This window comes from Rhodoglobus vestalii, assembly GCF_006788895.1.
GTDB lineage: Bacteria > Actinomycetota > Actinomycetes > Actinomycetales > Microbacteriaceae > Rhodoglobus > Rhodoglobus vestalii.
Window position 1 is genome coordinate 2,140,653 of sequence record NZ_VFRA01000001.1, and the last position, 20,740, is coordinate 2,161,392.

Annotated in this window: 23 protein-coding genes and 1 pseudogene; 19 read left to right on the plus strand and 5 right to left on the minus strand. The window is 59.6% G+C overall.

Going from position 1 to position 20,740, the window contains the following annotated elements:
• Positions 1-9 precede the first annotated feature (9 nt).
• The 4 genes and pseudogenes from FB472_RS10515 to FB472_RS10530 all read left to right on the plus strand — a co-directional run bounded on the left by FB472_RS10515 (position 10) and on the right by FB472_RS10530 (position 2,504).
• Positions 10-264, plus strand: coding sequence for a hypothetical protein (locus FB472_RS10515; RefSeq protein ID WP_141990849.1), 255 nt, complete (start codon positions 10-12; stop codon positions 262-264).
• A gap of 177 nt (positions 265-441) precedes the next feature.
• A pseudogene (locus FB472_RS10520) lies at positions 442-657 on the plus strand (heme-binding beta-barrel domain-containing protein); the annotation flags it as partial.
• Positions 647-1,714 (plus strand): CAF17-like 4Fe-4S cluster assembly/insertion protein YgfZ, encoded by a 1,068-nt coding sequence (gene ygfZ / locus FB472_RS10525; RefSeq protein WP_246078184.1) that lies wholly within the window; start codon positions 647-649, stop codon positions 1,712-1,714. The pseudogene FB472_RS10520 and the gene ygfZ, both read left to right, overlap by 11 nt.
• A 46-nt stretch (positions 1,715-1,760) precedes the next feature.
• The gene (locus FB472_RS10530; protein ID WP_141990851.1) at positions 1,761-2,504 is read left to right on the plus strand and encodes a phosphoglyceromutase; all 744 of its coding nucleotides are present in this window, start codon (positions 1,761-1,763) and stop codon (positions 2,502-2,504) included.
• 78 nt (positions 2,505-2,582) lie between these two features.
• On the opposite strand, the gene phoU is transcribed toward FB472_RS10530, so the two are convergent.
• Positions 2,583-3,236 (minus strand): phosphate signaling complex protein PhoU, encoded by a 654-nt coding sequence (phoU, locus tag FB472_RS10535; protein WP_141990852.1) that lies wholly within the window; start codon positions 3,234-3,236, stop codon positions 2,583-2,585.
• Between the two features lie 167 nt (positions 3,237-3,403).
• On the opposite strand from phoU, the gene FB472_RS10540 reads away from it, so the two are divergent.
• Both FB472_RS10540 and FB472_RS10545 read left to right on the plus strand, forming a co-directional pair.
• On the plus strand, positions 3,404-4,558 hold the full coding sequence (locus FB472_RS10540) for a sensor histidine kinase (protein ID WP_141990853.1): 1,155 nt from the start codon (positions 3,404-3,406) through the stop codon (positions 4,556-4,558).
• Positions 4,555-5,235, plus strand: coding sequence for a response regulator transcription factor (locus FB472_RS10545; protein WP_141990854.1), 681 nt, complete (start codon positions 4,555-4,557; stop codon positions 5,233-5,235). The genes FB472_RS10540 and FB472_RS10545 overlap by 4 nt, the downstream gene beginning before the upstream one ends.
• Positions 5,236-5,265: 30 nt before the next feature.
• Here the strand turns inward: FB472_RS10545 and FB472_RS10550 are convergent, their stop codons facing one another.
• The gene (locus FB472_RS10550; protein ID WP_141990855.1) at positions 5,266-5,775 is read right to left on the minus strand and encodes a hypothetical protein; all 510 of its coding nucleotides are present in this window, start codon (positions 5,773-5,775) and stop codon (positions 5,266-5,268) included.
• Between the two features lie 101 nt (positions 5,776-5,876).
• On the opposite strand from FB472_RS10550, the gene FB472_RS10555 reads away from it, so the two are divergent.
• From FB472_RS10555 to FB472_RS10605, 11 genes are all read left to right on the plus strand, one after another.
• Positions 5,877-6,359 (plus strand): CarD family transcriptional regulator, encoded by a 483-nt coding sequence (locus FB472_RS10555; protein ID WP_021809543.1) that lies wholly within the window; start codon positions 5,877-5,879, stop codon positions 6,357-6,359.
• A 109-nt stretch (positions 6,360-6,468) separates the two neighbouring features.
• Positions 6,469-7,674 (plus strand): 2-C-methyl-D-erythritol 4-phosphate cytidylyltransferase, encoded by a 1,206-nt coding sequence (gene ispD / locus FB472_RS10560; protein WP_141990856.1) that lies wholly within the window; start codon positions 6,469-6,471, stop codon positions 7,672-7,674.
• A gap of 265 nt (positions 7,675-7,939) precedes the next feature.
• Entirely contained in the window at positions 7,940-8,647 is a 708-nt protein-coding gene (srlA, locus tag FB472_RS10565) for a PTS glucitol/sorbitol transporter subunit IIC (protein WP_021809545.1), read from the plus strand.
• A gap of 2 nt (positions 8,648-8,649) precedes the next feature.
• Positions 8,650-9,705: a PTS glucitol/sorbitol transporter subunit IIB gene (srlE, locus tag FB472_RS10570; protein WP_035897636.1), complete on the plus strand. Its 1,056-nt coding sequence runs from the start codon at positions 8,650-8,652 to the stop codon at positions 9,703-9,705.
• 45 nt (positions 9,706-9,750) lie between these two features.
• The gene (locus FB472_RS10575) at positions 9,751-10,125 is read left to right on the plus strand and encodes a PTS glucitol/sorbitol transporter subunit IIA (RefSeq protein WP_021809547.1); all 375 of its coding nucleotides are present in this window, start codon (positions 9,751-9,753) and stop codon (positions 10,123-10,125) included.
• A gap of 2 nt (positions 10,126-10,127) precedes the next feature.
• Positions 10,128-10,529 carry a transcriptional regulator GutM gene (locus tag FB472_RS10580; protein ID WP_170192082.1) on the plus strand — a complete coding sequence of 134 codons (402 nt, stop codon included), beginning with the start codon at positions 10,128-10,130 and terminating at the stop codon, positions 10,527-10,529.
• Between the two features lie 128 nt (positions 10,530-10,657).
• A complete protein-coding gene (locus FB472_RS10585; RefSeq protein ID WP_141990858.1) occupies positions 10,658-11,983 on the plus strand; it encodes an NAD(P)H-dependent oxidoreductase in 1,326 nt (441 codons plus the stop codon).
• 6 nt (positions 11,984-11,989) lie between these two features.
• Positions 11,990-12,973 (plus strand): thiamine pyrophosphate-dependent dehydrogenase E1 component subunit alpha, encoded by a 984-nt coding sequence (locus FB472_RS10590; RefSeq protein ID WP_215730430.1) that lies wholly within the window; start codon positions 11,990-11,992, stop codon positions 12,971-12,973.
• A 5-nt stretch (positions 12,974-12,978) separates the two neighbouring features.
• Positions 12,979-14,004 (plus strand): alpha-ketoacid dehydrogenase subunit beta, encoded by a 1,026-nt coding sequence (locus FB472_RS10595; RefSeq protein WP_141990859.1) that lies wholly within the window; start codon positions 12,979-12,981, stop codon positions 14,002-14,004.
• Positions 14,005-14,035: 31 nt separating this feature from the next.
• The gene (locus FB472_RS10600; protein WP_281283291.1) at positions 14,036-15,289 is read left to right on the plus strand and encodes a dihydrolipoamide acetyltransferase family protein; all 1,254 of its coding nucleotides are present in this window, start codon (positions 14,036-14,038) and stop codon (positions 15,287-15,289) included.
• Between the two features lie 80 nt (positions 15,290-15,369).
• Positions 15,370-15,627 (plus strand): HPr family phosphocarrier protein, encoded by a 258-nt coding sequence (locus tag FB472_RS10605; RefSeq protein ID WP_141990861.1) that lies wholly within the window; start codon positions 15,370-15,372, stop codon positions 15,625-15,627.
• A 120-nt stretch (positions 15,628-15,747) separates the two neighbouring features.
• On the opposite strand, the gene FB472_RS10610 is transcribed toward FB472_RS10605, so the two are convergent.
• Positions 15,748-17,259: a PTS galactitol transporter subunit IIC gene (locus FB472_RS10610; protein WP_215730432.1), complete on the minus strand. Its 1,512-nt coding sequence runs from the start codon at positions 17,257-17,259 to the stop codon at positions 15,748-15,750.
• Between the two features lie 45 nt (positions 17,260-17,304).
• Entirely contained in the window at positions 17,305-17,586 is a 282-nt protein-coding gene (locus tag FB472_RS10615) for a PTS sugar transporter subunit IIB (protein ID WP_141990862.1), read from the minus strand.
• A gap of 128 nt (positions 17,587-17,714) precedes the next feature.
• Here FB472_RS10615 and FB472_RS10620 point away from each other — a divergent pair, with 128 nt between their 5' ends.
• Complete coding sequence (locus FB472_RS10620) at positions 17,715-18,206, plus strand: PTS sugar transporter subunit IIA (RefSeq protein ID WP_141990863.1); 492 nt, start codon at positions 17,715-17,717, stop codon at positions 18,204-18,206.
• A gap of 39 nt (positions 18,207-18,245) precedes the next feature.
• Here FB472_RS10620 and FB472_RS10625 read toward each other — a convergent pair whose 3' ends face one another.
• Positions 18,246-19,166 (minus strand): sugar-binding transcriptional regulator, encoded by a 921-nt coding sequence (locus tag FB472_RS10625; RefSeq protein WP_141990864.1) that lies wholly within the window; start codon positions 19,164-19,166, stop codon positions 18,246-18,248.
• A 140-nt stretch (positions 19,167-19,306) separates the two neighbouring features.
• Between FB472_RS10625 and cysS the strand changes: the two genes are divergently transcribed.
• A complete protein-coding gene (gene cysS, locus FB472_RS10630; RefSeq protein ID WP_141990865.1) occupies positions 19,307-20,737 on the plus strand; it encodes a cysteine--tRNA ligase in 1,431 nt (476 codons plus the stop codon).
• Positions 20,738-20,740 lie beyond the last annotated feature (3 nt).

The following is a 20,740-nucleotide window of genomic DNA, read 5'->3' on the forward strand; positions in this document are numbered from 1 at the left end:
GATGGGGGTATGACGTGGCTAAAATGGAGCGTAGTTCCGGTGTGGCTATTGAGCCTGACCGGCGCGCTAATTATTGGCGTAACCGCAGCCCCTGAGATGCGCGTCACCTGGCTGGCGATCACCCTTGCTGGCGCCATCGTGCTCACGTTTGTTATCCAAATCGCTATTCAGCGCAAAGAGCGCTTTGTGGCACGGGCGACAGCCAGCATCGTGGGGTCGCTTGCTCTGGTCGCTGCAGCGACAGCCCTTTTCGCAATCGTTTAGCGCGGTTACCCCGCACCGAGGTAGGATTGACACATGCTTCTCGCACTTGAGCTCTTCTTTATTGGCCTTCTCGGTCTTGCGACGCTGTCAATTGGCTACGTCTCACTCGTGGTCGTCTACAACCTGTTTCGCGGCCAGCGCTAACCGCGCCAAACTGTGATGGAGTTAGACACCTGCGACCCGGGCCCCGGCATACTGCCCGCGGTTGCTGCCCGACCATTCACTGGGGCCGAGCAGGTTGAAACTCTGCGCACCGAGAGTGCCAAGGAGTACACCGCAGCAACGCGGATGTGCGGACTCGTGGATGCTCATCTGCTGCGGGCGTGGGATATTGCCGCTCTCGGCCAAGATCTTCGCAACCACGTGTCAGGGCGGCTTGCTCGTGTCGAATAGTACTTTTACTTCCCGGCCCGGCGCGGTGGGTGACCCACCCGAGCACTACGGCAACCCCTTCGGCGAACAGCGTGCCCTCGCCGCCGGAGAGTCTGTTGTCGAACTGGCCGACCGGGCGGTGATCACGATCAGTGGCCCCGATCGACTCACCTGGCTCGATTCGCTTACCTCGCAAGCACTCAAGTCGCTGGCCGCCGGCGAGAGTTCAGAGACACTGCTGCTGACCCCGAACGGGCGCATCGAGCACGCAATGCGCGTTATCGACGATTCCGAAACCACCTGGCTTCTCGTCGATGATTCCCAACGCGAGACTCTCACCAAATGGCTCGACCGCATGCGTTTCATGCTTCGCGTCGAAATCGCCGATCGCAGCGCAGACTTTCTCACCATCGGCAGTTTTGGCGACCTCGCCATTCCGGCGACAGAGTCGAACGGGGTTCCGTTGGTCTGGAACGATTCGTGGGCCACCGTCACCCGCGGTGGCTATCAGTACTCGCGAACCGAACATCACCCCGGGGCGACCTGGAACTACCGCGAATCACTGGTCGCACCCGACGCCGATCTCAGCCACCTTGCCGCCTCCGGCTCGCTCGCCCTTGAAGCCCTCCGCATCGCCGCCTGGCGCCCCCGCTTCAGCAGCGATGTCGACGACCGCACCATTCCGCACGAACTCGATTGGATGCGCTCAGCAGTCCACCTCACCAAGGGTTGCTACCGCGGCCAAGAGACCGTCGCCAAAGTGCACAACCTCGGGCGCCCCCCGCGCCGACTCGTCATGCTGCACCTCGACGGCTCCGAAGGTGCACTGCCCTCCGCGGGCGCAGAAGTCACCCTCGAGGACAAGGTGATCGGCTCTGTTTCCGCGGCGGCCCGCCACTTCGAGCTCGGCCCCATCGCCCTAGCAACGATCAAACGCGGGGTGGATGCCGCAGAAACGCTGGCCGTTGCCTCCGACGTCGGTGAAGTCTCCGCTTCGCAAGAAGTCATCGTTCCCTCAGACGCCGGAGCCGCAGCCAACGTGCCCCGCCTGCCCCGCCTCGGTGCCGTCAAGCGCTAGCGTCAGCATCCGCCCGACTCTCGTTCGATCTCGGTACGCTTGGGGTATGACTTACACTCTTATTTTGTTGCGCCACGGCAACTCTGACTGGAACCAGAAGAACCTTTTCACCGGATGGGTGGATGTTGGGCTCACCGATCAAGGCCGCGCCGAAGCAGCACGCGCCGGCGCACTGATCGCCGCATTCGAGAAACAGCCCGACGTTCAATACACCTCCCTGCTGAAGCGCGCCATCCACACGGCAAATATTGCTCTTCAGGTGGCCGACCTCGACTGGCTGCCAGTGAAACGCTCCTGGCGCCTCAACGAGCGACACTATGGGGAGCTCCAGGGCAAAGACAAAGCTCAGACGCTCGGAGAGTTCGGCGAAGAGAAATTCATGACCTGGCGTCGCAGCTTTGATGTGCCGCCACCGGCGCTCGCTGATGATGCCGAGTACAGCCAGGTTCATGACCGACGCTACGTCGGTATTGACGGTGAGATTCCCCGCACCGAGAGCCTCAAGCTCGTCATCGACCGCATGCTGCCCTATTGGGAGTCTGACATCACTCAGGATCTCGCTGTCGGCAAGACTGTGCTCGTCACCGCCCACGGCAACTCGCTGCGCGCGCTTGTGAAGCACCTTGATGGCATCTCCGATGATGACATCGCGAGCCTTAACATCCCGACCGGAATTCCGTTGGTCTATGAGCTCGACGACACCTTCATGCCGATCAAGCCTGCCCACTACCTCGACCCGGAGGCAGCAGCCGCGGGAGCCGCCGCGGTGGCCTCACAGGGCAAGAAGTAGCGGCCCGACCGCACGCGCGGCAGAAGCCCCGGGGAGATTCGCTCTCACCGGGGCTTCTGCGCGTTGCTGAGGCAGAACTTAGTCGTCGGTTGGCACCCAGTCACCGGTCGCCAAATACTGCACCTTTTTGGCAATGGAGACCGCGTGGTCGGCGAAACGCTCGTGGTAGCGCGACGCCAGAGTGGCATCCACGGTGTTCACCGCGGCACCCTTCCACGTCTCGCCAAGCACCTTGTCGAACACGCTTAGGTGCAGTGCATCGATCTTGTCGTCATCATTGCGAATCTCTTCGGCAATGCGCACGTCTTCATGCTTGAGTAGTTCGACGAGTTTCTTGGCAACGGCCACGTCGAGAGCACCAAGCTCAGCGAAGGTGCCGCGCAATGATTTGGGTACCACTTTGTCGGGGAACCGGTAGCGGGCGAGCTGAGCGATGTGCTCGGCCATGTCGCCCATGCGCTCGAGCGAGGCGCTGATGCGCAGAGCGCTCACCACAATTCGCAGGTCTCGAGCCACCGGCTGCTGACGGGCGAGAATGTTAATTGCAAGCTCATCGAGTTCGGCCGCCGCGACATCAATCTCATCGTCGTCGGCGATCACCATTTCGGCGAGCGACACGTCTGACTCATTAAATGCTTGTGTTGCGTTCTCAATTGAGACCGCCACAAGGCTGGCAATTTCTACGAGGCGGTCTTGCACCTCGCGTAGTTCCTGTTGAAATACTTCGCGCACGCTATTTACGTCCCTTCGATACGGGCATGACGAAGCCCGCACGGCTGAGGCCATCCTGCCCGCGTTAGGTTAACAGCAGGTGTTGGCGGCCTGAACTTTATCTGAAGTGAGCACTCGTCGCGAACTCGCGGCAAGCGAACGCTTCAGATGTAACTAATCTAGTCGCTATGGACTCTGCGTGGCTCGTACCAGCCGCCCTCGCCTTTGGCATAATTCTCGGTGGTGGTATGTCCCTCATCATTTATGCGGCGGCGCGGCGCGGTCAGCGCGCGGCACACGTGGTGTCCTCAGCAGTCCCGGATGGCGTCGATCAGGTCATTGATGCGCTGGAATCCGCGGGAATTGTGCTCGATCCTTCGAACAACATCATGAAGGCATCGCATGCCGCGCTCACGTATGGACTGGTGTGGAACCACGCGCTCGTTCATCCGGAACTCGTCGAGTTTGTTGACCAAGTGCGTCGCACTGGAGAGCCGATCGCGCAAGAAGTACATCTGTCGCGTGGGCCATTTGGCGATGCCAATATTTATCTTTTCGTTCGTGTCGCGCGCCTTGGCTCACGATATGTGCTGTTGCTGGCAGAAGATCGCACCGAGTCATATCGGCTCGAGAGTGTGCGGCGAGACTTCGTCGCGAACATCAGTCATGAACTCAAAACACCCATTGGTGCTGTGGGATTGCTCGCCGAAGCGCTCGTGAGTGCCTCTGACGAGCCCGAGCAGGTCACTCGTTTCGCTAAGCGGCTCACCAAGGAGTCCCAACGGCTCGCCCGCATCACCCAGGAGATCATTGAACTCTCGCGGCTGCAGTCAGCTGACGGGCTCGCCCAGGCCGAACTTGTAGACGTTGACCACGTCGTCTCGGTTGCGATCGACCAGAATCGCGTGGCGGCCGATCTCAGCAGGGTCACTCTCGTGAGTGGGGGAGTCAGCAACGTCGAGGTCTTTGGTGACGAGACACTGCTTGTCTTGGCGGTTGATAACCTGATCTCTAACGCCGTGCAGTATTCACCCGAGAACACTCGGATCGGTATTGGAGTTCGGCAACGAGCGGGCGCCGTCGAGATTTCAGTTACCGATCAAGGGGTGGGTATTCCCGAAGATGAAGTCGATCGGGTGTTTGAACGCTTCTACCGCAGTGACCCCGCGCGCAGCAGACACACCGGCGGTAGCGGACTAGGTCTCAGCATCGCCAAGCACGTCGTGCAGAACCACGGAGGAGACATCCGTGTGTGGTCGCAACTCGGCCACGGCTCGACCTTCACGATCCGATTGCCCGAAATCGACCATGCTGTAGCTCAGCCAACCGGAGATAAGAAATGACCCGCATTCTGATTGTCGAAGATGAATCATCGCTGAGCGAGCCCCTCGCGTACCTGTTGGAGCGTGAAGGTTACGAGACGACCATTGCCGAAGATGGTCTCGCCGGTCTCGCCGAGTTTGACCGCAACGGTGCCGATCTTCTGTTGCTCGACCTCATGTTGCCCGGCCTCCCTGGCACCGAAGTGTGCCGCGAGATTCGCACGCGCTCTAGCGTGCCCATCATCATGCTCACGGCAAAAGATAGCGAAGTAGATATTGTGGTCGGTCTTGAGCTGGGTGCGGACGACTATGTGACCAAGCCGTATTCCACTCGTGAACTGTTGGCACGAATCCGCTCGGTGCTTCGTCGGCGAATCGAGGACGTTGACGTTGGGGATTCTGTGCTGGAGGCCAGCGGCGTGCGAATGGATGTCGAACGACACACGGTCACGGTCGACGGCGACACGGTGGCGATGCCACTCAAGGAGTTCGAACTACTTGAACTGCTGCTGCGCAATTGTGGGCGCGTGCTGACCCGCGGGCAGCTCATCGACCGGGTCTGGGGCGCTGACTACTTCGGAGACACCAAAACGCTCGATGTTCATATCAAACGTATTCGGTCAAAGATTGAAAAGGTACCATCGCAGCCGGCCATGCTGGTGACCGTGCGTGGCCTCGGCTACCGCTTCGAGGACTAGCCCCGCGCGTGCGCTGCTGGTGGGGGTTACTTACTCGTCGAGTGCGCTGGCGGGAGCAAGATCGGCATAGATCTCGTCGTCGCCTGAAATGACCGGAATGAGCAGTTCTTTACCGCTCTCGTTGCCGTACTGAAAGTAGATGGGGAACAGCTGGCCCGCAACAAGGCCTGCATCGCTAATGACAATTTTCTCGCCGTCGACTTCGGTGCCGAAGCTCTTAATCTCGTCTGCCGAGAGTGGCTCGGAGATGTCCACTCGTTCGCCATCTGCGGATTCGTACTGCAGGCGAAGGCTGCCGCTCGACGTGCTGGTGTTGAGGATGGTGATCATTAGGCTCACGGCGCTGTTGTCGTCATTACTGATCGCGAGAGCGTTGCGAATCTTAAGCTCGCCGACCGATGTGCTGATTCCGTCGCTCGGATCATACTGATTGAGCGTCGCCGTTGGCGTGATGAAGGAACAGCCTGCGGTGCCCACAATGAGAGCGCCGGCGAGGAGGGCGGATGCTGCGGCGCGTGCTGCGCGAGTGAGTACTGTCACAAATCCATACTATCGATAGCCGCGCTGAAGGGATTAGTTAGGCCACCCTTACCATGTTCCAACTGTGATAAACTGGGCTTTCTTCGAGAGGACCACTATCCATGTTGTTTGAGGTCGGCGAGACAGTCGTTTATCCCCATCACGGTGCTGCAACGATCACCGAGGTGAAGAAGCGCACCATTAAGGGCGAAGAGAAAGTTTATCTCAAGCTCAACGTCACCCAGGGCGATCTGACGATCGAAGTACCCGCAGATAACGTCGATCTCGTCGGCGTGCGCGACGTTATTGGTCGCGAGGGTCTTGACCAGGTTTTCGAGGTGCTGCGCGCACCCTTTACCGAAGAGCCCACTAACTGGTCGCGTCGTTACAAGGCCAACCTTGAGAAGCTGGCATCGGGTGATGTGATTAAGGTGTCCGAGGTGGTTCGTGACCTGTGGCGTCGAGACCAAGACCGCGGGCTCTCTGCTGGAGAAAAGCGGATGCTGGCTAAGGCCCGTCAGATTTTGATTTCGGAGCTTGCTCTGGCTGAGAAAACGGACGAAGAGAAGGCTTCTCTCGTGCTCGATGAGGTTCTCGCCTCCTAAACCCGTTTTGCTCGCTGTTTTGTCTGGTAAGCAGCGGTAGGGTGATTCGCTACATCTTTTTGGTGGAGGAGTATTTCCTCGCCCATCGATTTGGAGATACCCGCCCCATATGAGCTCACAGACAGATCCCCGTGTCGCCGTTATTGTCCTCGGCGCCGGAAACGGAACCCGCCTCGGCCGCAACGAACCCAAAGCTTTTGTGCATCTTGCCGGGCGCCCGACTCTCAGTCGTGCGCTCGAGTCGGTATTCGGCATGGCCGAACCCGCCCAAGTGATCATCGCGGTGCCGCAGTCGTTCGTTCCCATTGCCCGGCAGCTGGCGCTGGCGGTTCCCGGTGGTCGGGATCAGGAGCCGACGATTATCGTCGGTGGCTCCACCCGCCAGAAGTCGGTTGCGGCCGCTCTCAAATTTCTTGAGCCCACCGTCGAGGTCGTCCTCGTGCACGATGCGGCACGGCCGCTCACACCGAGCGTCGTTTTCGATTCAGTGGCTGCCGAAGTGCGCAGTACCAACTCAGGCGTAGTGCCGGGACTGCCAGTGGCAGACACCATCAAACGCACCGATGATGCCGGCAGAGTTGTCGAAACTGTTGACCGTTCGGTGCTGATGGCCGTGCAAACTCCGCAGGGGTTTCCCCGAGAGCACTTGGTCGTCGCACACGAAGCCGCGAACGCAGAGTTTACCGACGACTCCGCTCTGGTGGCGGCCGCGGGTTATCCGGTGTCAATCATTGCCGGAGATCATCTCGCGTTCAAGATCACCACGGCGTGGGAGCTGCGCCGCGCAGAACACTTGTTTACCGAGTCTGCTGCTTCTGGCATCCGGGTGGGCACTGGCACAGATGTGCACGCCTATGACGACACGAAGCAACTCTGGTTGGCCGGATTGCACTGGCCAGATGAGATTGGACTTCGAGGTCACAGCGATGGCGACGTTGTTGCCCACGCGATTTGTGATGCGATGCTTTCGGCCGCGAAGCTTGGTGACCTTGGCAGTGTCTTCGGAACGAATGATCCCAGGTTTAAAGACGCGCATGGCGATGTCTTTCTCAATGAGACCCTCTACCTGATTCGAGACGCTGGGTTTGAGGTCGGCAATGTCTCCGTGCAACTCATCGGCAACCACCCGATGGTCTCGCGTCGACGCGTTGAGGCAGAGGAGCTTCTCAGCGGAATTCTGGGTGCTTCGGTGAGCATTGCGGGCACGACTTCTGACGCTCTAGGTTTCACCGGCCGCGGCGAAGGAATGGCAGCAATTGCTACCGCCCTTGTTCACGCCCGCACCCCTGCAGAAGCCTCACACCGCAAAGACTAGCCCCGCATGCGAGCGATACTGCGCTCTCCCACCCGCTGATAGCGACGCCCCTTTTCGAGCATCGCGCGAGCCCTGAGCAATAAACATTTTTGGTGATTCTTTGGATTTTTCCCTCTCGACTGCTATACCTGTTATTACACCACTGTGAGCCCAATGCTCACAAATGTGCAAATGTAGTTATAGGGTCGATGGAGACACATCTCTCGTCACAGCCATCGGCCCTACAGGCGCCGACAACGAAGTTGCGGCTGGAGAAAGGTGTGAGATGCAATCTGTTCTAGACGCAATAATTTGGGCGGCTGATGAGCCGCCCGTGCCGGCCAGTGATAATCCGATCATTCAAGCCCTCACGTGGGGTGCGACGAACTTTATCGGTCTGTTCAACGCTTCGGGAGAAGCACTAGTCGGGCTGGTGACGGGTATTCTCCCGACACTGATCGTGCTGCTGACGTTCATGTATGCGCTCATCACCTGGATTGGTGAAGACCGCATGACTCGCGCTGTGCAGTGGTCCGCTCGCTGGGCGATCACCCGCTACACGATCATGCCGATCATCGCGGTCATCGTACTGACGAACCCGATGGCGTACTCCTTTGGTGTCTTCCTACCCGAGCGGCAGAAGCCAGCGTTTTACGACTCGGCTGTGTCATTCGTGCACCCGGTCACCGCATTCTTCCCGCACGCGAACGCGGGAGAGATCTTCGTCTGGGCGGGAGTCTCCGCCGGAGTGCTTGCCTATGCTCCCGAGAAGTACCCGCTGCTAGCCCTGCTGTACTTCGGCACCGGCATCATCGTGATCTTCATTCGCGGAATCGTGACGGAGTGGATCACCAAGCTGCTGATCCGTCGTCAGGGTCTCACCGAGGTATTCGACGAATATGACCGTGACTTTGCTCGCGCAACCGAGCGCGTCATGGCATCGAAGGCCGGCAAGCAAACCAGATCCTCAGCTTCTAGTGAAGGGGCGGTGTGATCATGAGCGAGAACACCTACAACAACGTATTTGTGAAGCCCGGCAGCGGCGGATGGGGCAGGGGCTTGCTGCTTGAGCCCACCGCAGAGAAGAACGTTATTCTCTCGGTGACGGGCGGCGGAATCCACCCGGTCGCCGCACGAATTGCAGAATTGACCGGCGCAGAAGCCGTCGATGGATTCACCAACAGCATTCCCGAAGAGCGCGTTGTCGCTGTCGTGATCAACTGTGGTGGAACCGCCCGCATTGGCGTCTACCCCAAGAAGCGCATGATGACCGTCGATGTCTTCCCCGGGGAGCCATCAGGCCCTCTGGCGCAGTACATCACCGACGACGTCTTCGTTTCGGCAGTGGGAACCGGCGATGTTGCGCTTGCTGACGGCGACCCTGCCTACGCAAGTTATGCAGCTGAAGCGGCATCGGCCTCCAGCGCGGCGATCGGCAATGCCGCCCCCAAGGGAGCCTTCGGCGCGAGCACCGTGCAGCACTTCACGTCAGAGTCGGTCAGCGGTGGTGGTTTCGTCGGATTCTTCTCGAATATGGCCACCCGATTCGGTTCGGTCGTGGGAAACATCATCAACACTCTGCTGTCGTCCGGTCGCCAGACCGTTCAGCTTGTGTTGCAGACGATCCTGCCATTCATGGCGTACGTGAGTCTTCTGATCGGTTTCGTGACCTACACGGGGCTCTCGGATCTCATCGCGCAGGGTGTGACGCCATTGGCCTCAAACCCTGTCGGATTGATCCTGCTGGGAGTCATCACGGGGCTGCCGTTCCTGTCGCCCATCCTCGGCCCGGGAGCAGCTATCGCTCAGGTCGTCGGTGTACTCATGGGTACACAGATCGCTGCTGGCGCACTGCCGGTGCAGTATGCACTGCCGACGCTATACGCCATCAACGGTCAGGTTGGCTGTGACTTCGTGCCCGTGGGTCTTGCCTTGGGAGAGGCGAAGCCTGAGACGGTTGCAGTGGGTGTACCCGCTGTGCTCTTCTCTCGCCTGATCACATCGCCACTGGCAGTGTTGATCGCGTGGGGCGCAAGCTTCGCACTGGTCTAACCACCGTTATTCACCGCACATAACCGCAGAGAAAAGCGAGACAAAATGACTACCTACTACCGCAGCGAGGTCACGTCCATCGGAACGGACGCCACCGAAATGTTTGACGGGGGAGTGGTGATCTTCTTCGGAGAGCCCTGCCCCGCCGAACTGGCTGAGGTCAGTGTTGTTCACACTGTCGCGCACCACCACCCGCAGCGTGATCCCCAACCGGGAGACTTGCTGCGGGTGGGGGACTCTGAGGTCATCATTACGGAGGTCGGCGAAATTGCTTCCCATAACCTCCGCACGCTGGGCCACTTCGTGGTGTACAGCGATCCAGAAGATAGTCAAAAGATTCTTCCCGGCGCCATTCACGCGGCAGGCACCCTAGGCCTCCCCGCGGCTGGCGTCACTATCGAGCTGATCGAAGGTAAATGACAATGGATACCGGCTTTGCACTACTGCTGATGGCAGCGCTCGTCTTGAGCGTGCTATTCAGCCTGCTCCAACAGCGCACCTACTCTCGCGCGACCAAACGCCTCGGCACCAGTTTCATTGGGGCCAAGGACCACTTCTTAGTCTCCGGTCGCGGCAAAGGCTTCCTGCGGGGCGCAATCGTGCTGATGGTTGTTGACTCATCGACTACCAAGATCGTGGCTGCCGAAGCCATGGTGGGTGGAACTGTACTTGCGTACTTCAAGCCCCGCCCTGAGTTGCTTGGCGATCTTGACACTGCCGTGCTGCGCACGAGCGAGAAGAAGATGACTGAAGCGGTCGACTACGCCACCAAGCAGTACTGGGTCACCTACAAGAACAACGCGGCAGCAGCGGCGCGCAAATAGCGAACTGAGAGTCCGGGGTGCGTTCGCACCCGACATTGCATCGGCGTTCCTGGCGAGGCATACTAAATACACATACTTGATCGAGAAGTGCACATAAGTGCAAATCAAAGGTTTCACAAGGGGTTGTCATGGGTTACACGAACAAACTGCTCGCGCGTCAGCGCGAAGTCGGGCGCCCAGTGCGCATCGGCCTCGTCGGTGCAGGCCAGATGGGCTCAGGCTTCATCGCCCAGATTGCCCGCCAAAAGGGCGTAGACATTACTGCTGTTGCTGACATCGCAATTGACCGTGCGGTCAGTGCCCTAGCGAATGCGGGCATCACCGACGTCGACCAGTCGACAGACCTCGAAACGCTGGCAGCCACGATCGAAGCCGGTGGACATGTTGTCGTCAACGATGCGCTCACCCTTCCCCGGCTACCCATCGATATGGTTATCGAGTGCTCTGGCGTTCCTGAAATCGCCGCTAAAGTCGCCCTCGCATCGCTGCTCGGCGGCAAAGATGTCGCTCTCATGACGGTTGAAGCAGACGTGACCGTCGGGCTTCTCCTTTCTCGCATCGCGGCTCAGACCGGAAACATCTACACCGTGTGCCGGGGCGACGAGCCCGTAGAGTGCCTCAAGCTCGTCGAGTACGTCGAAGACATCGGCCTCGACGTGGTGCTCGCTGGCAAAGGCAAAAACAATCCCCTCAACGAAACCGCCACTCCCAGCTCCCTGGAAGCAGAAGCGAAAGCCAAGGGCATGAACCCGCGGATGCTGTGCAGCTTCGTCGACGGAACCAAAACGATGATCGAGATGGCAGCGCTCGCAAATGCGGCTGACCTCCAGCTCACGAAGCGTTCGATGCACGGGCCTGCGGCAACAGTTCCGACGCTGCAAGATATCTTCAAGCCCATTGCTGATGGCGGAATTCTCGAGCGCAGTGGTGTTGTTGACTATGCCACTGGTCCGGTCGCTCCCGGAGTGTTCGTCGTAGCTAAGGCAACCGACCCCGTTGTGCACGAGGAACTCAGCTACCTGAAGCTCGGCGAGGGCCCTTACTTTGCGTTCTATCGCCCGTACCACCTGGCCAGCGTTGAGGCAGTACTTTCGATTGGTGAGGTGATGATTGACCGCCAGTCATCGCTGGCGCCGATCGCTTGGAATGCAGATGTCTCAACGATGGCCAAGAGAGACCTCAAAGCCGGCGAGAAAATCGATGGCATTGGTGGCGAGCACGTGTATGGCGACGCCGTTCCGGCGGCCGAAGCGAAGGCGGGTCGCGAACTGCCCATCGGTTTGGCATCGGCGGGCACGCTCATCCGCGATGTAGCGAAAGGCACTGCTGTCACTTATGACGACGTTCAACTCGATGAAACCAAAACCATTGTGATCTTGCGCAAACTGCAGGACGCTCTGTTGGCAGACGGTCAGTTGCAGGTTCCTGCACTTTCTGCTCTGCTCTCAGTCTAAGAAAAGGTGAGTACTATCACGACGCCAATTGCAGCAAACCGCGAACTCGCGGCATCCAGTCTCGCCACGATGTGGAAGATTCGCCGCTTCGAAGAAGCTGTGGAAGATCTCTATGGTCGCGGCCTTATGCACGGCACCATGCACCTCTCGATCGGTCAAGAAGCTGTGCCGACCGGTGCGTGTCTTGCGCTCAATAGAGATGACTACATCACCTCGACGCATCGTGGCCACGGCCACTGCATCGCCAAGGGCGCTGAAATGGAGCGCATGATGGCCGAGCTTCTTGCCAAGGAGACCGGTTACTGCCGCGGACGCGGCGGCTCCATGCACATTGCGGATACCGAAACCGGAAACCTTGGTGCTAACGCCATCGTGGCCGGTGGTGTTCCCATCGCCACCGGCGCAGCATTGTCTGCAAAGATGCGCGGCACCAAGCAGGTTGCGGTGAGCTTCCACGGTGACGGCGCCCTGGGTGAGGGTGCCTGGCACGAGGGCGTTGTGCTCGCAGCCATGTGGCAGCTTCCCGTGGTATTCCTGTGCGAAAACAACCTCTACGGCATGTCGATGTCGTCAGAGAAGGCCTTTAACCTCGAGAAGCTCTCTGACCGCGCACGCGGGTACGGCATCCCTGGTGTCACAGTCGATGGCAACGATGTTCAGGCGGTGTACGACGCTACGCAAGAGGCAGTCGACCGCGCCCGCAACGGTGGCGGCCCAACCTTCATCGAGGCCAAGACGTACCGCTGGCGCGGTCACTCGAAGTCAGACAAGAATCTGTACCGCACGCGCGACGAGATCGATGAGTGGCGCGCCAAGGACCCGATTCTGCTGTTTGAAGCTCAAGCAATCGCCGCCGGTGGCCTGACCCAGGCCGACATCGATGCCATTCGAGAGAATGTGCGCACCGAGCTGCGTAGCGCCGTTCAACGCGCTAATGCCGCGCCGGATGCCACCGCCGACGACCTCCTTTCCGCCGTCTACGCAAGGTAACAATGATGACTACACAGACGACTGCACCTCAGACCTCTGCGGTAGAAACCGCAGTAATGACCTACTCCGAAGCGATTCGAGATGCTCTGCGTATCGCAATGGCCGCTGACCCTGCCGTATTCATCATGGGCGAAGACGTGGGAACCTACGGTGGGGCCTTCGGTGTCACCGGCGAGCTAATCAACGAAATCGGCCCCGAGCGTATCCGCGACACCACCATTAGCGAGCTCGGCATCGTGGGCGCTGGTGTAGGGGCCGCGATTACCGGTATGCGTCCGATTGTCGAAATCCAGTTCTCTGACTTCACCGCCCAGGCGATGGACCAGATCGCCAACCAGGCCGCGAAGATTCATTTCATGTTCGGCGGCGCAATGAACGTACCGCTGGTTGTTCGCGCTCCTGGTGGTTCGGGCACGGGCGCTGCCGCGCAGCACTCGCAGAGCCTCGAAGCCTGGTTTGTGCACATCCCCGGTCTCAAGGTCGTGATGCCGGCAACGGCGGATGACGCCAAGGGACTGCTGTTATCGGCCATCGATGACCCCAACCCGGTCATAGTGATCGAACACAAGTTGCTCTACAAGACCACGGGTGAGGTTCGTCTCGGAGATGTTCGCACCCCTCTGGGAGTTGCCGCAGTGCCCCGCGAGGGCAAAGATCTCACGATAATTGCTACCGGCATTGAAGTGAGCCGCGCACTCGAGGCTGCCGAGATTCTCGCCGCTGATGGCATCGAAGCAACCGTTGTTGATCCGCGCACGCTCAAGCCCCTCGACACTGACACGATCCTTCGCACAGTTAAGGAGACGGGTCGCGTTCTGCTCGTACAGGAGGCGGTGCGCACGCTCGGCTTTATGTCTGAAGTCTCGGCAATCATCTCTGAATCGGATGCCTTCGGCTACCTCCGTGCGCCAATCAAGCGACTGGCCGGACTCGACATCCCGATCCCGTACGCGCCCAAGCTTGAGCGCGCATCGGTCCCTCAGGTTGAGGATATTGTGAAGGCCGCTACCGATCTCGTTCGGGAGTGGTGACATGGCCGAGCTGCCTCTGATAATGCCCAAAATGTCCATGACTATGGAAGAGGGCACCATGGTTGCCTGGCTCAAGCAAGTGGGCGACCCTGTTCGCTCAGGCGAGCCAGTCTGCGAGGTCGCGACCGACAAGGTCGACATGGAGGTGGAGTCGCCCTTCGACGGTGTTCTGGCTCGCATCATTGCCCAACCGGACGATGTCTACCCCGTTGGTGAGGCCATCGCCTACATCACGACTGATGCCGACGACCTGCTCGGAGGACTCTTCGATGAGCCTGCCGAGGAAGCGCCAACGGTTGCTCCTGCCGCTGAGGCTGCACCCATTGCGGCACCGGCGCCGATCGAGACCGGCTGGATTCCCGCGGTTCCTGCCGCTCGGGTTGTCGCCGAACAGCACAATATTGACCTCGCCACGGTCACCCCCACCGGCCCCGACAACACCGTGCGGGTCGCGGATGTTGAAGCAGCGGTAGCGGGACAGGCGGACGCACCCGCCGCAGCCGCACCCGCTGCGGCTCCGGCCGCCGCTACTGCAGCGCCCGTAGTTCCAGCCCAAGCTGCTCCCGAGGCTGCCGCAGCTTCGATCCCTGCAACTGCCACAGCGGCCACAGCCAAGACGGGGGACCCGGTCGAAGCTCGCCGTTTGCGCACCCGCAAGCAAGTTGCCAAGGTGATGTCGGCATCCGCTCTCATACCGCAATTCACTGCCTACGTTGACCTTGATCTGTCAGCTCTGGCTGCCGTGCGCAAAACCACGCTCGGCGGAGCAAGTTGGACCGCGCTCTTCGTGCGGGCCCAGGCGATCGCTCTGGCAGAGAACGGTGCGCTGAACGGCACGTGGGCGGATGACTCAGTCGTCGCCAATGAGCACATCGGAATCGCGTTGGCGATTGACTCACCGTCGGGGCTCATTGCTCCGGTGTTGACCAACTCGCACGAGGGCTCACTGGCTGACCTCGTCGCGGAAATTGCGACAATTGTGGAGGAGACGCGAAACGGCACACTGCCACCCGCACGCCTCGGCGGCGGAACAAGCGTATTCTCGAACTTGGGAGGATTCGGAGTGGAATCATTCAATGCGCTACTCACGCCACCGCAGTCAACCGCTTTGTCGTCTGGTGCCGTCAAGCCACGCATGCGCGTGTTCGATGACGGGACCTTCGGCGTGCGGTTGAGTTGCACGATCGGCCTAACCGTCGATCATCGTGTTGCTGATGGTGCGGATGCCGCACGCATGCTTGCGACCATCACGAACCTTGTCGCGACTCCGGAGCGTTTGCTTTAGAGCCGCAACCCGCTTGCGGGTTCTTCCGCCAGCCGCGCTCTGCTCGGGCGCTGTCCACCACGTTTCGAAACAGGTACACCATGCCAGAACGCACAGCAACAATTGTTTCTTCCTCGGGGCTTCACGCTCGCCCCGCCGCACTGTTCACGCAGGCGGTTGCCAAGAGTGGCTTAACGATCACGGTTGCCAAGGGTGAGAAGGCTGTCAATGCGGCCAGCATCCTCTCCGTCATCTCCTTGGGTGTCTCCCAGGGCGAATCAGTGACGCTCGCGTCAGACGACGAGGGTGCAGACGCTGTGCTTGATGAACTCGTGGAGCTTCTCGCAACAGTCGAATAGTCCGAATCGTGCGGCCCCTGATCGCGTTAACACCGCGCACACTGCGGGGCGTTAACGCGAAACCGCAGAAGCCCCACTCCATTCAGAGGGAGAGGGGCTTCTGGTTTAAACGTCAGGCAGTCATGCCTTGGTTGTTCCTTCGTTGGCGGCACGTTCGGCTGCAGCAATTTCGGTGACGGCTTGCACTTCAGCGACGTCAGCGGGGGCGGCTTCGGTAGAGGTCTCCACTGCGGCACCATTCTCCGCCTGCGTCCGCACAATGTCGCGCTTCTTTTCGATGCGACTCACCCAGAAGGCGAAGCCGAGAGCCATTACGGCGAGTACGCCAATGGTCCAACCGCCAAGGTTGGCAACTCCGAAGAACAAGCCAGTGAGCGGGTTGGCGCCATCAACAAGCGAGGAGATGAGCTGTGAGCCCTGTGTGTCGGTGAAACCAGATGCTTCGGCGATTGCGGTGAACTGCGGTGCCGTTGCGGTGGCAATGAACAGGCCGAGGCCGATCACGATTGCCCCACCGATGACGGAGCGCACGATGTTTCCGCGGAAGATCGGAACCATCATGGCCACGATGAACGGCAGAGTTGCGAGGTCCACGAGTGGCAGCACCTGGTTGCCGACCGGAGCAAGCGCGATTGCGATCAGAACGGTCACCGGAACCAATACGAGCGACGTAGCAAGCACTGCAGGCTGTCCGACGGCGATTGCGGTGTCGAGACCGATGTAGAACTTGCGGCCGGGGAAGCGCTTCTGCACGAACTCACGGGCTGAATCCGAGATCGGAATAAGGCCTTCCATAAGGATCGAAACCATGCGCGGCAGCAGCAGCAGCACGGCCGCGAGGCTGATAGCGAGAACCAAGATCGCGATGGAGTCACCGCGCGGGTCGTCGAAACCGAAGCCGGCGAGGCCGATGATGATACCCAGCACGAGTCCGAGAATCATCGATTCACCAAATACTCCGAAGCGTTTCTCGATGGACTGCGGGTCGGCCTTCAGGTTGCGGAAACCGGGGATGCGGTCGAAGACCCAGTTGAAAGGTATCGCGAACAGGATGTACGGGGCGCTTGTACCGTGGGGGAACGAGATGTCGGGGAAGTTGAAGTACTTCTGAATCAACGGTGCGGAGAGGTCGGCAAGAGCCAACACGATCACCATGTGCACGGCGGCTGCGCCGATACCGATCCAGAAGTTTTCGGTGACAGCACCAACCAGTGCTCCGACGAGTGCAAAGTGCCAGAAGTTCCAGAGGTCAATGTTGAATGTTCGGGTGAGTCCCGACCAGAGCAGCAACATGTTCACGAGAATGCCAACGGGGATGATCACCGCCCCGATGGTGGAGCCGAACGCAATTGCCGCGCTCGCTGGCCACCCGACATCCAGAATAGTGAGATTCACGCCGAGGTTGACGGCGAGAGCTTGAGCGGCGGGCCCGACGGTGGAGGCCATGAGACCGATCACGAGGTTGATTCCGATGAAGCCAATACCGATCAGCACTCCGGCACGGAGCGCTTGACTGAACTTTTGACCAAGAATCATGCCGAAAATCGTGATGAGGATCGGCAGGGTGACGGCGGCTCCGAGAGCTGTGAGGTAGCTAGTGATATTTGTCAGAATGTCTTCGATGATGTTCAACGGTGAACGTCCAATTCTCTCAGTGAATCGCGGTTGTTTACTGGTTTATTCGAACTGTTTTTCGATTTCGGCGTATACCTTGTCGAGGCCCATTCCCGTGAGGAAGGGGAGGCCGGCAATGACGGGGATGCCGACGGAATCGGGCACTTGGGTGGTGGCCACGATAAAGTCTGCGTTGAGGTTGCCGCGCAGAGTGTCGGCTACTTTGCCCTGTGTGATCGTTGCGTCGAGGCCTTTGGAGGCACAAAACTCGCGAATTTTTGTTACGACCACAGTCGATGTTGCTACTCCGGTGCCGCAGATCACGAGGATGCGCTGTGAGGCCATTTTGGATACTCCTATGTATTCGCCTAGCAATGTTTGTGTCACAATTATGCACCTTTGGTGTACAAATGTGTAGAAGAGTTTTGTTTTTTACTATCACCCGTAACGGGTACCGATGAGGATGAACGATCATGGCGGTTCCCATTCAGGAAGCAAACACCGTCGTCCCGCGCGCCGACCTCAGTTTCGTCGGACTTGAGGCGTCAACGAGTGCTGAGGTGCTGTCGGCGTTTGCGGCTCAAGCGCTCGCAGTGGGCGCGGTACACCCCAGTTTTGAGGCTGCGCTGCTAGAGCGTGAACGTGCATTCCCCACTGGCCTGCCGACGATCATCCCGGTCGCAATTCCCCACGCAGACGTCGAGCACGTAATCGAATCCGGGCTCGGCATCGCGACACTTGCACACCCTGTCGCGTTTGGCGAAATGGGGGGAACCGGCTCTCTTGTGCACGCCAGGGTCGCTGTTCTCATTCTGGTTACCGAGCCGCACGCCCAGACGGAGATGCTCACTCAACTCATCTCGGTATTCCAGCTTGATAATTGGCATGAGTCGTTGAGTTCCGCAGCAACTCCAGAGGAACTCGCCTCAATATTCACGGCGCTCCTGGCATCCACTCGCCGGTAACGCGCGCACGCGACGTCGCTGCTCGCCTCGGTACCAGGACTAGTTAAGCAATGAGAGCGCAAGGTCGGAGTCGACTACGAGCACGTCGAATAGTCCGCCTGTGAGGGCCGCGTGGGTTCCCTCCATTTTGTGTGCGCCAGCAGCAATTCCCACCACGGTGGGAATTTTGCCAAGCTCTTCAAGGTCGATCGCGATCACTCGATCGTTGACGGTGGATTCGACCGTTTTTCCGTTGCGATCAAAGAAGCGTGTGCAGCAGTCACCAACGGCTCCGGATGCTGTGAACTCCGCTTGCTCTGAGCGACTCAGTTTCATCGACTCGATGATGGCGCCCGAGGCGCCCCTGCCCACGTTTCCGACCCCGACAATCGCGATCTTGGCGCGCCGAGACGCGTCAAGTACCCCCGTGATCGATGACTCACCCAGAAATGCTTCACGCGATTCACGCGACTCGACTACCGCGGGGGCGTAGAGGCGCCGGTGCTGCGCACCGAGCTTGGTTGCGAGCAATCGCACGAGCACATTGCCATCACGGGCCGAATCGACGATGGAAAGCCCGCCAACAAGCGGAAGTACTTCGATGTTCTCGTGCGAGGCATCATCCGGAATCTCATCAACTACCGCCTGAACGCTCGACCCCCACGACAGAGCAACGCCGCCTTCTCGCGGAAGATTGTCGAGCAGCCACTGGGCGCCAAGCGCACCAACCCGTGACAGCTGATTGTCTGAGCCGGTGCTGGGGGCCACGCGGCATTCCCGCAGCCCGTAGCGAGCCACGAGCTGAGACTCGAGGTCCCGTGCACGACCGAAGGGATCGTTGATGCGAATATCGACGATGCCGTTCTTGCGTGCGTCAGCAAGAACGCGGGATACATTGGAGCGAGAGACGCCAATTTCTTCGGCGACCTCAGCCTGTGATTTGCCCTCGAGATAATAGAGGGTCGCGGCTTTCACAAGCATGGCTTGATTGCGTGGACTGGGTATGGGTCCATCCCTCTCGTCTGCGTCACTGCTGATTTGCACTCATTCTACTGTCGCATACACACTCGTGCGCCTCAGTTTCCACGAAATGTTCATGCGCAGGTCGCTAAACTTTGTCCGTGACTATTCGCCTGTATGACACTCGGAGTGCCCGCCTCGTCGACCTCGAACCCCGTGAACCTGGCAAAGTGGGAATGTACGTCTGCGGGCCCACCGTGCAGGCCGCGCCGCACATCGGGCACCTACGTTCCGCTCTTGTCTACGACATCTGGCGTCGTTGGCTGACCTACCGCGGGCTCGAAGTTACTTTGATCCGCAATGTCACCGACATCGACGACAAAATTTTGAACCAGGCAGTGGATGCCCGAGCGGCGGGTTCCACCGAACAGTGGTGGGCACTGGCCTACCGCAGTGAACTCGAGTTCACCGCTGGCTACACCGCGCTCGGCATCCTGCCCCCCACCTACGAGCCACGCGCCACCGCCAACATTTCTGAGATGCGCGACCTGATTGCGAAACTCATCGAGCGCGGTCATGCCTACGCGGCAGCGGATGAATCGGGTGACGTCTACTTCGACACCCGGTCGTGGCCTGCATATGGTGAGCTCACCAACCAGAAGCGTGACGACATGGTCGCCGCGCCAGATACTGACCCCCGCGCCAAGCGCGATCCCCGCGACTTCGCTCTGTGGAAGGGGAGCAAGCCGACCGAGCCCGAGTCAGCGTCGTGGGCTTCCCCGTGGGGTAACGGTCGTCCCGGCTGGCACATCGAGTGCTCGGCAATGTCTCGCCGCTATTTGGGTGGTGCGTTTGACATCCACGGCGGTGGCCTCGATTTGCGGTTCCCGCACCACGAAAATGAACTGGCACAGTCGCGTGCTCTCGGTGACGAGTTTGCTCAGCACTGGGTACACAACGGCATGGTCAATGTGAATGGCCAGAAGATGTCGAAGTCGCTCGGCAACTCTGTCTTCGCGCGCGATCTGCTCGATGCGGCCAGGCCGATCGTGGTGCGCTACCTGCTGGGGGCTGCCCACTACCGTTCCACTATTGACTACACCGATGGTTCGCTCGACGAGGCGGAGGCGGCATTCGAACGCCTTGAGGTGTTCATTGAGCGGGCCGCACGTCGACTGCGCGACACCCGCTTCGATGTTGACAACACCAACGAGGTTCCCGAAGCATTTGGTGAAGCGATGGATGACGACCTTGCGGTCCCGCAGGCGCTCGCCGTAGTTCACGATACAATTCGTGCAGGCAATGCCGCCCTTGATGATGGGGATCTCGCGGCAGTCGCCACCGCGCGATCGCAAGTCGTCGCGATGGCACAAGTTTTGGGTATCAACCCACTCGATTCGAGGTGGGACTCTGAGCCCTCAGAACCAGCGGTTGCTGCACTTTCTGCACTGGTTGAGAAGCTCATCGAAGATCGCAACACAGCCCGCTCAGCAAAGGACTTTGCTGTGGCGGACCGAATCCGTGATGAACTATCAGCGGCGGGCATCACTGTAGAAGATGACCCGACCGGATCGCATTGGAGCTTGCCGTGAATA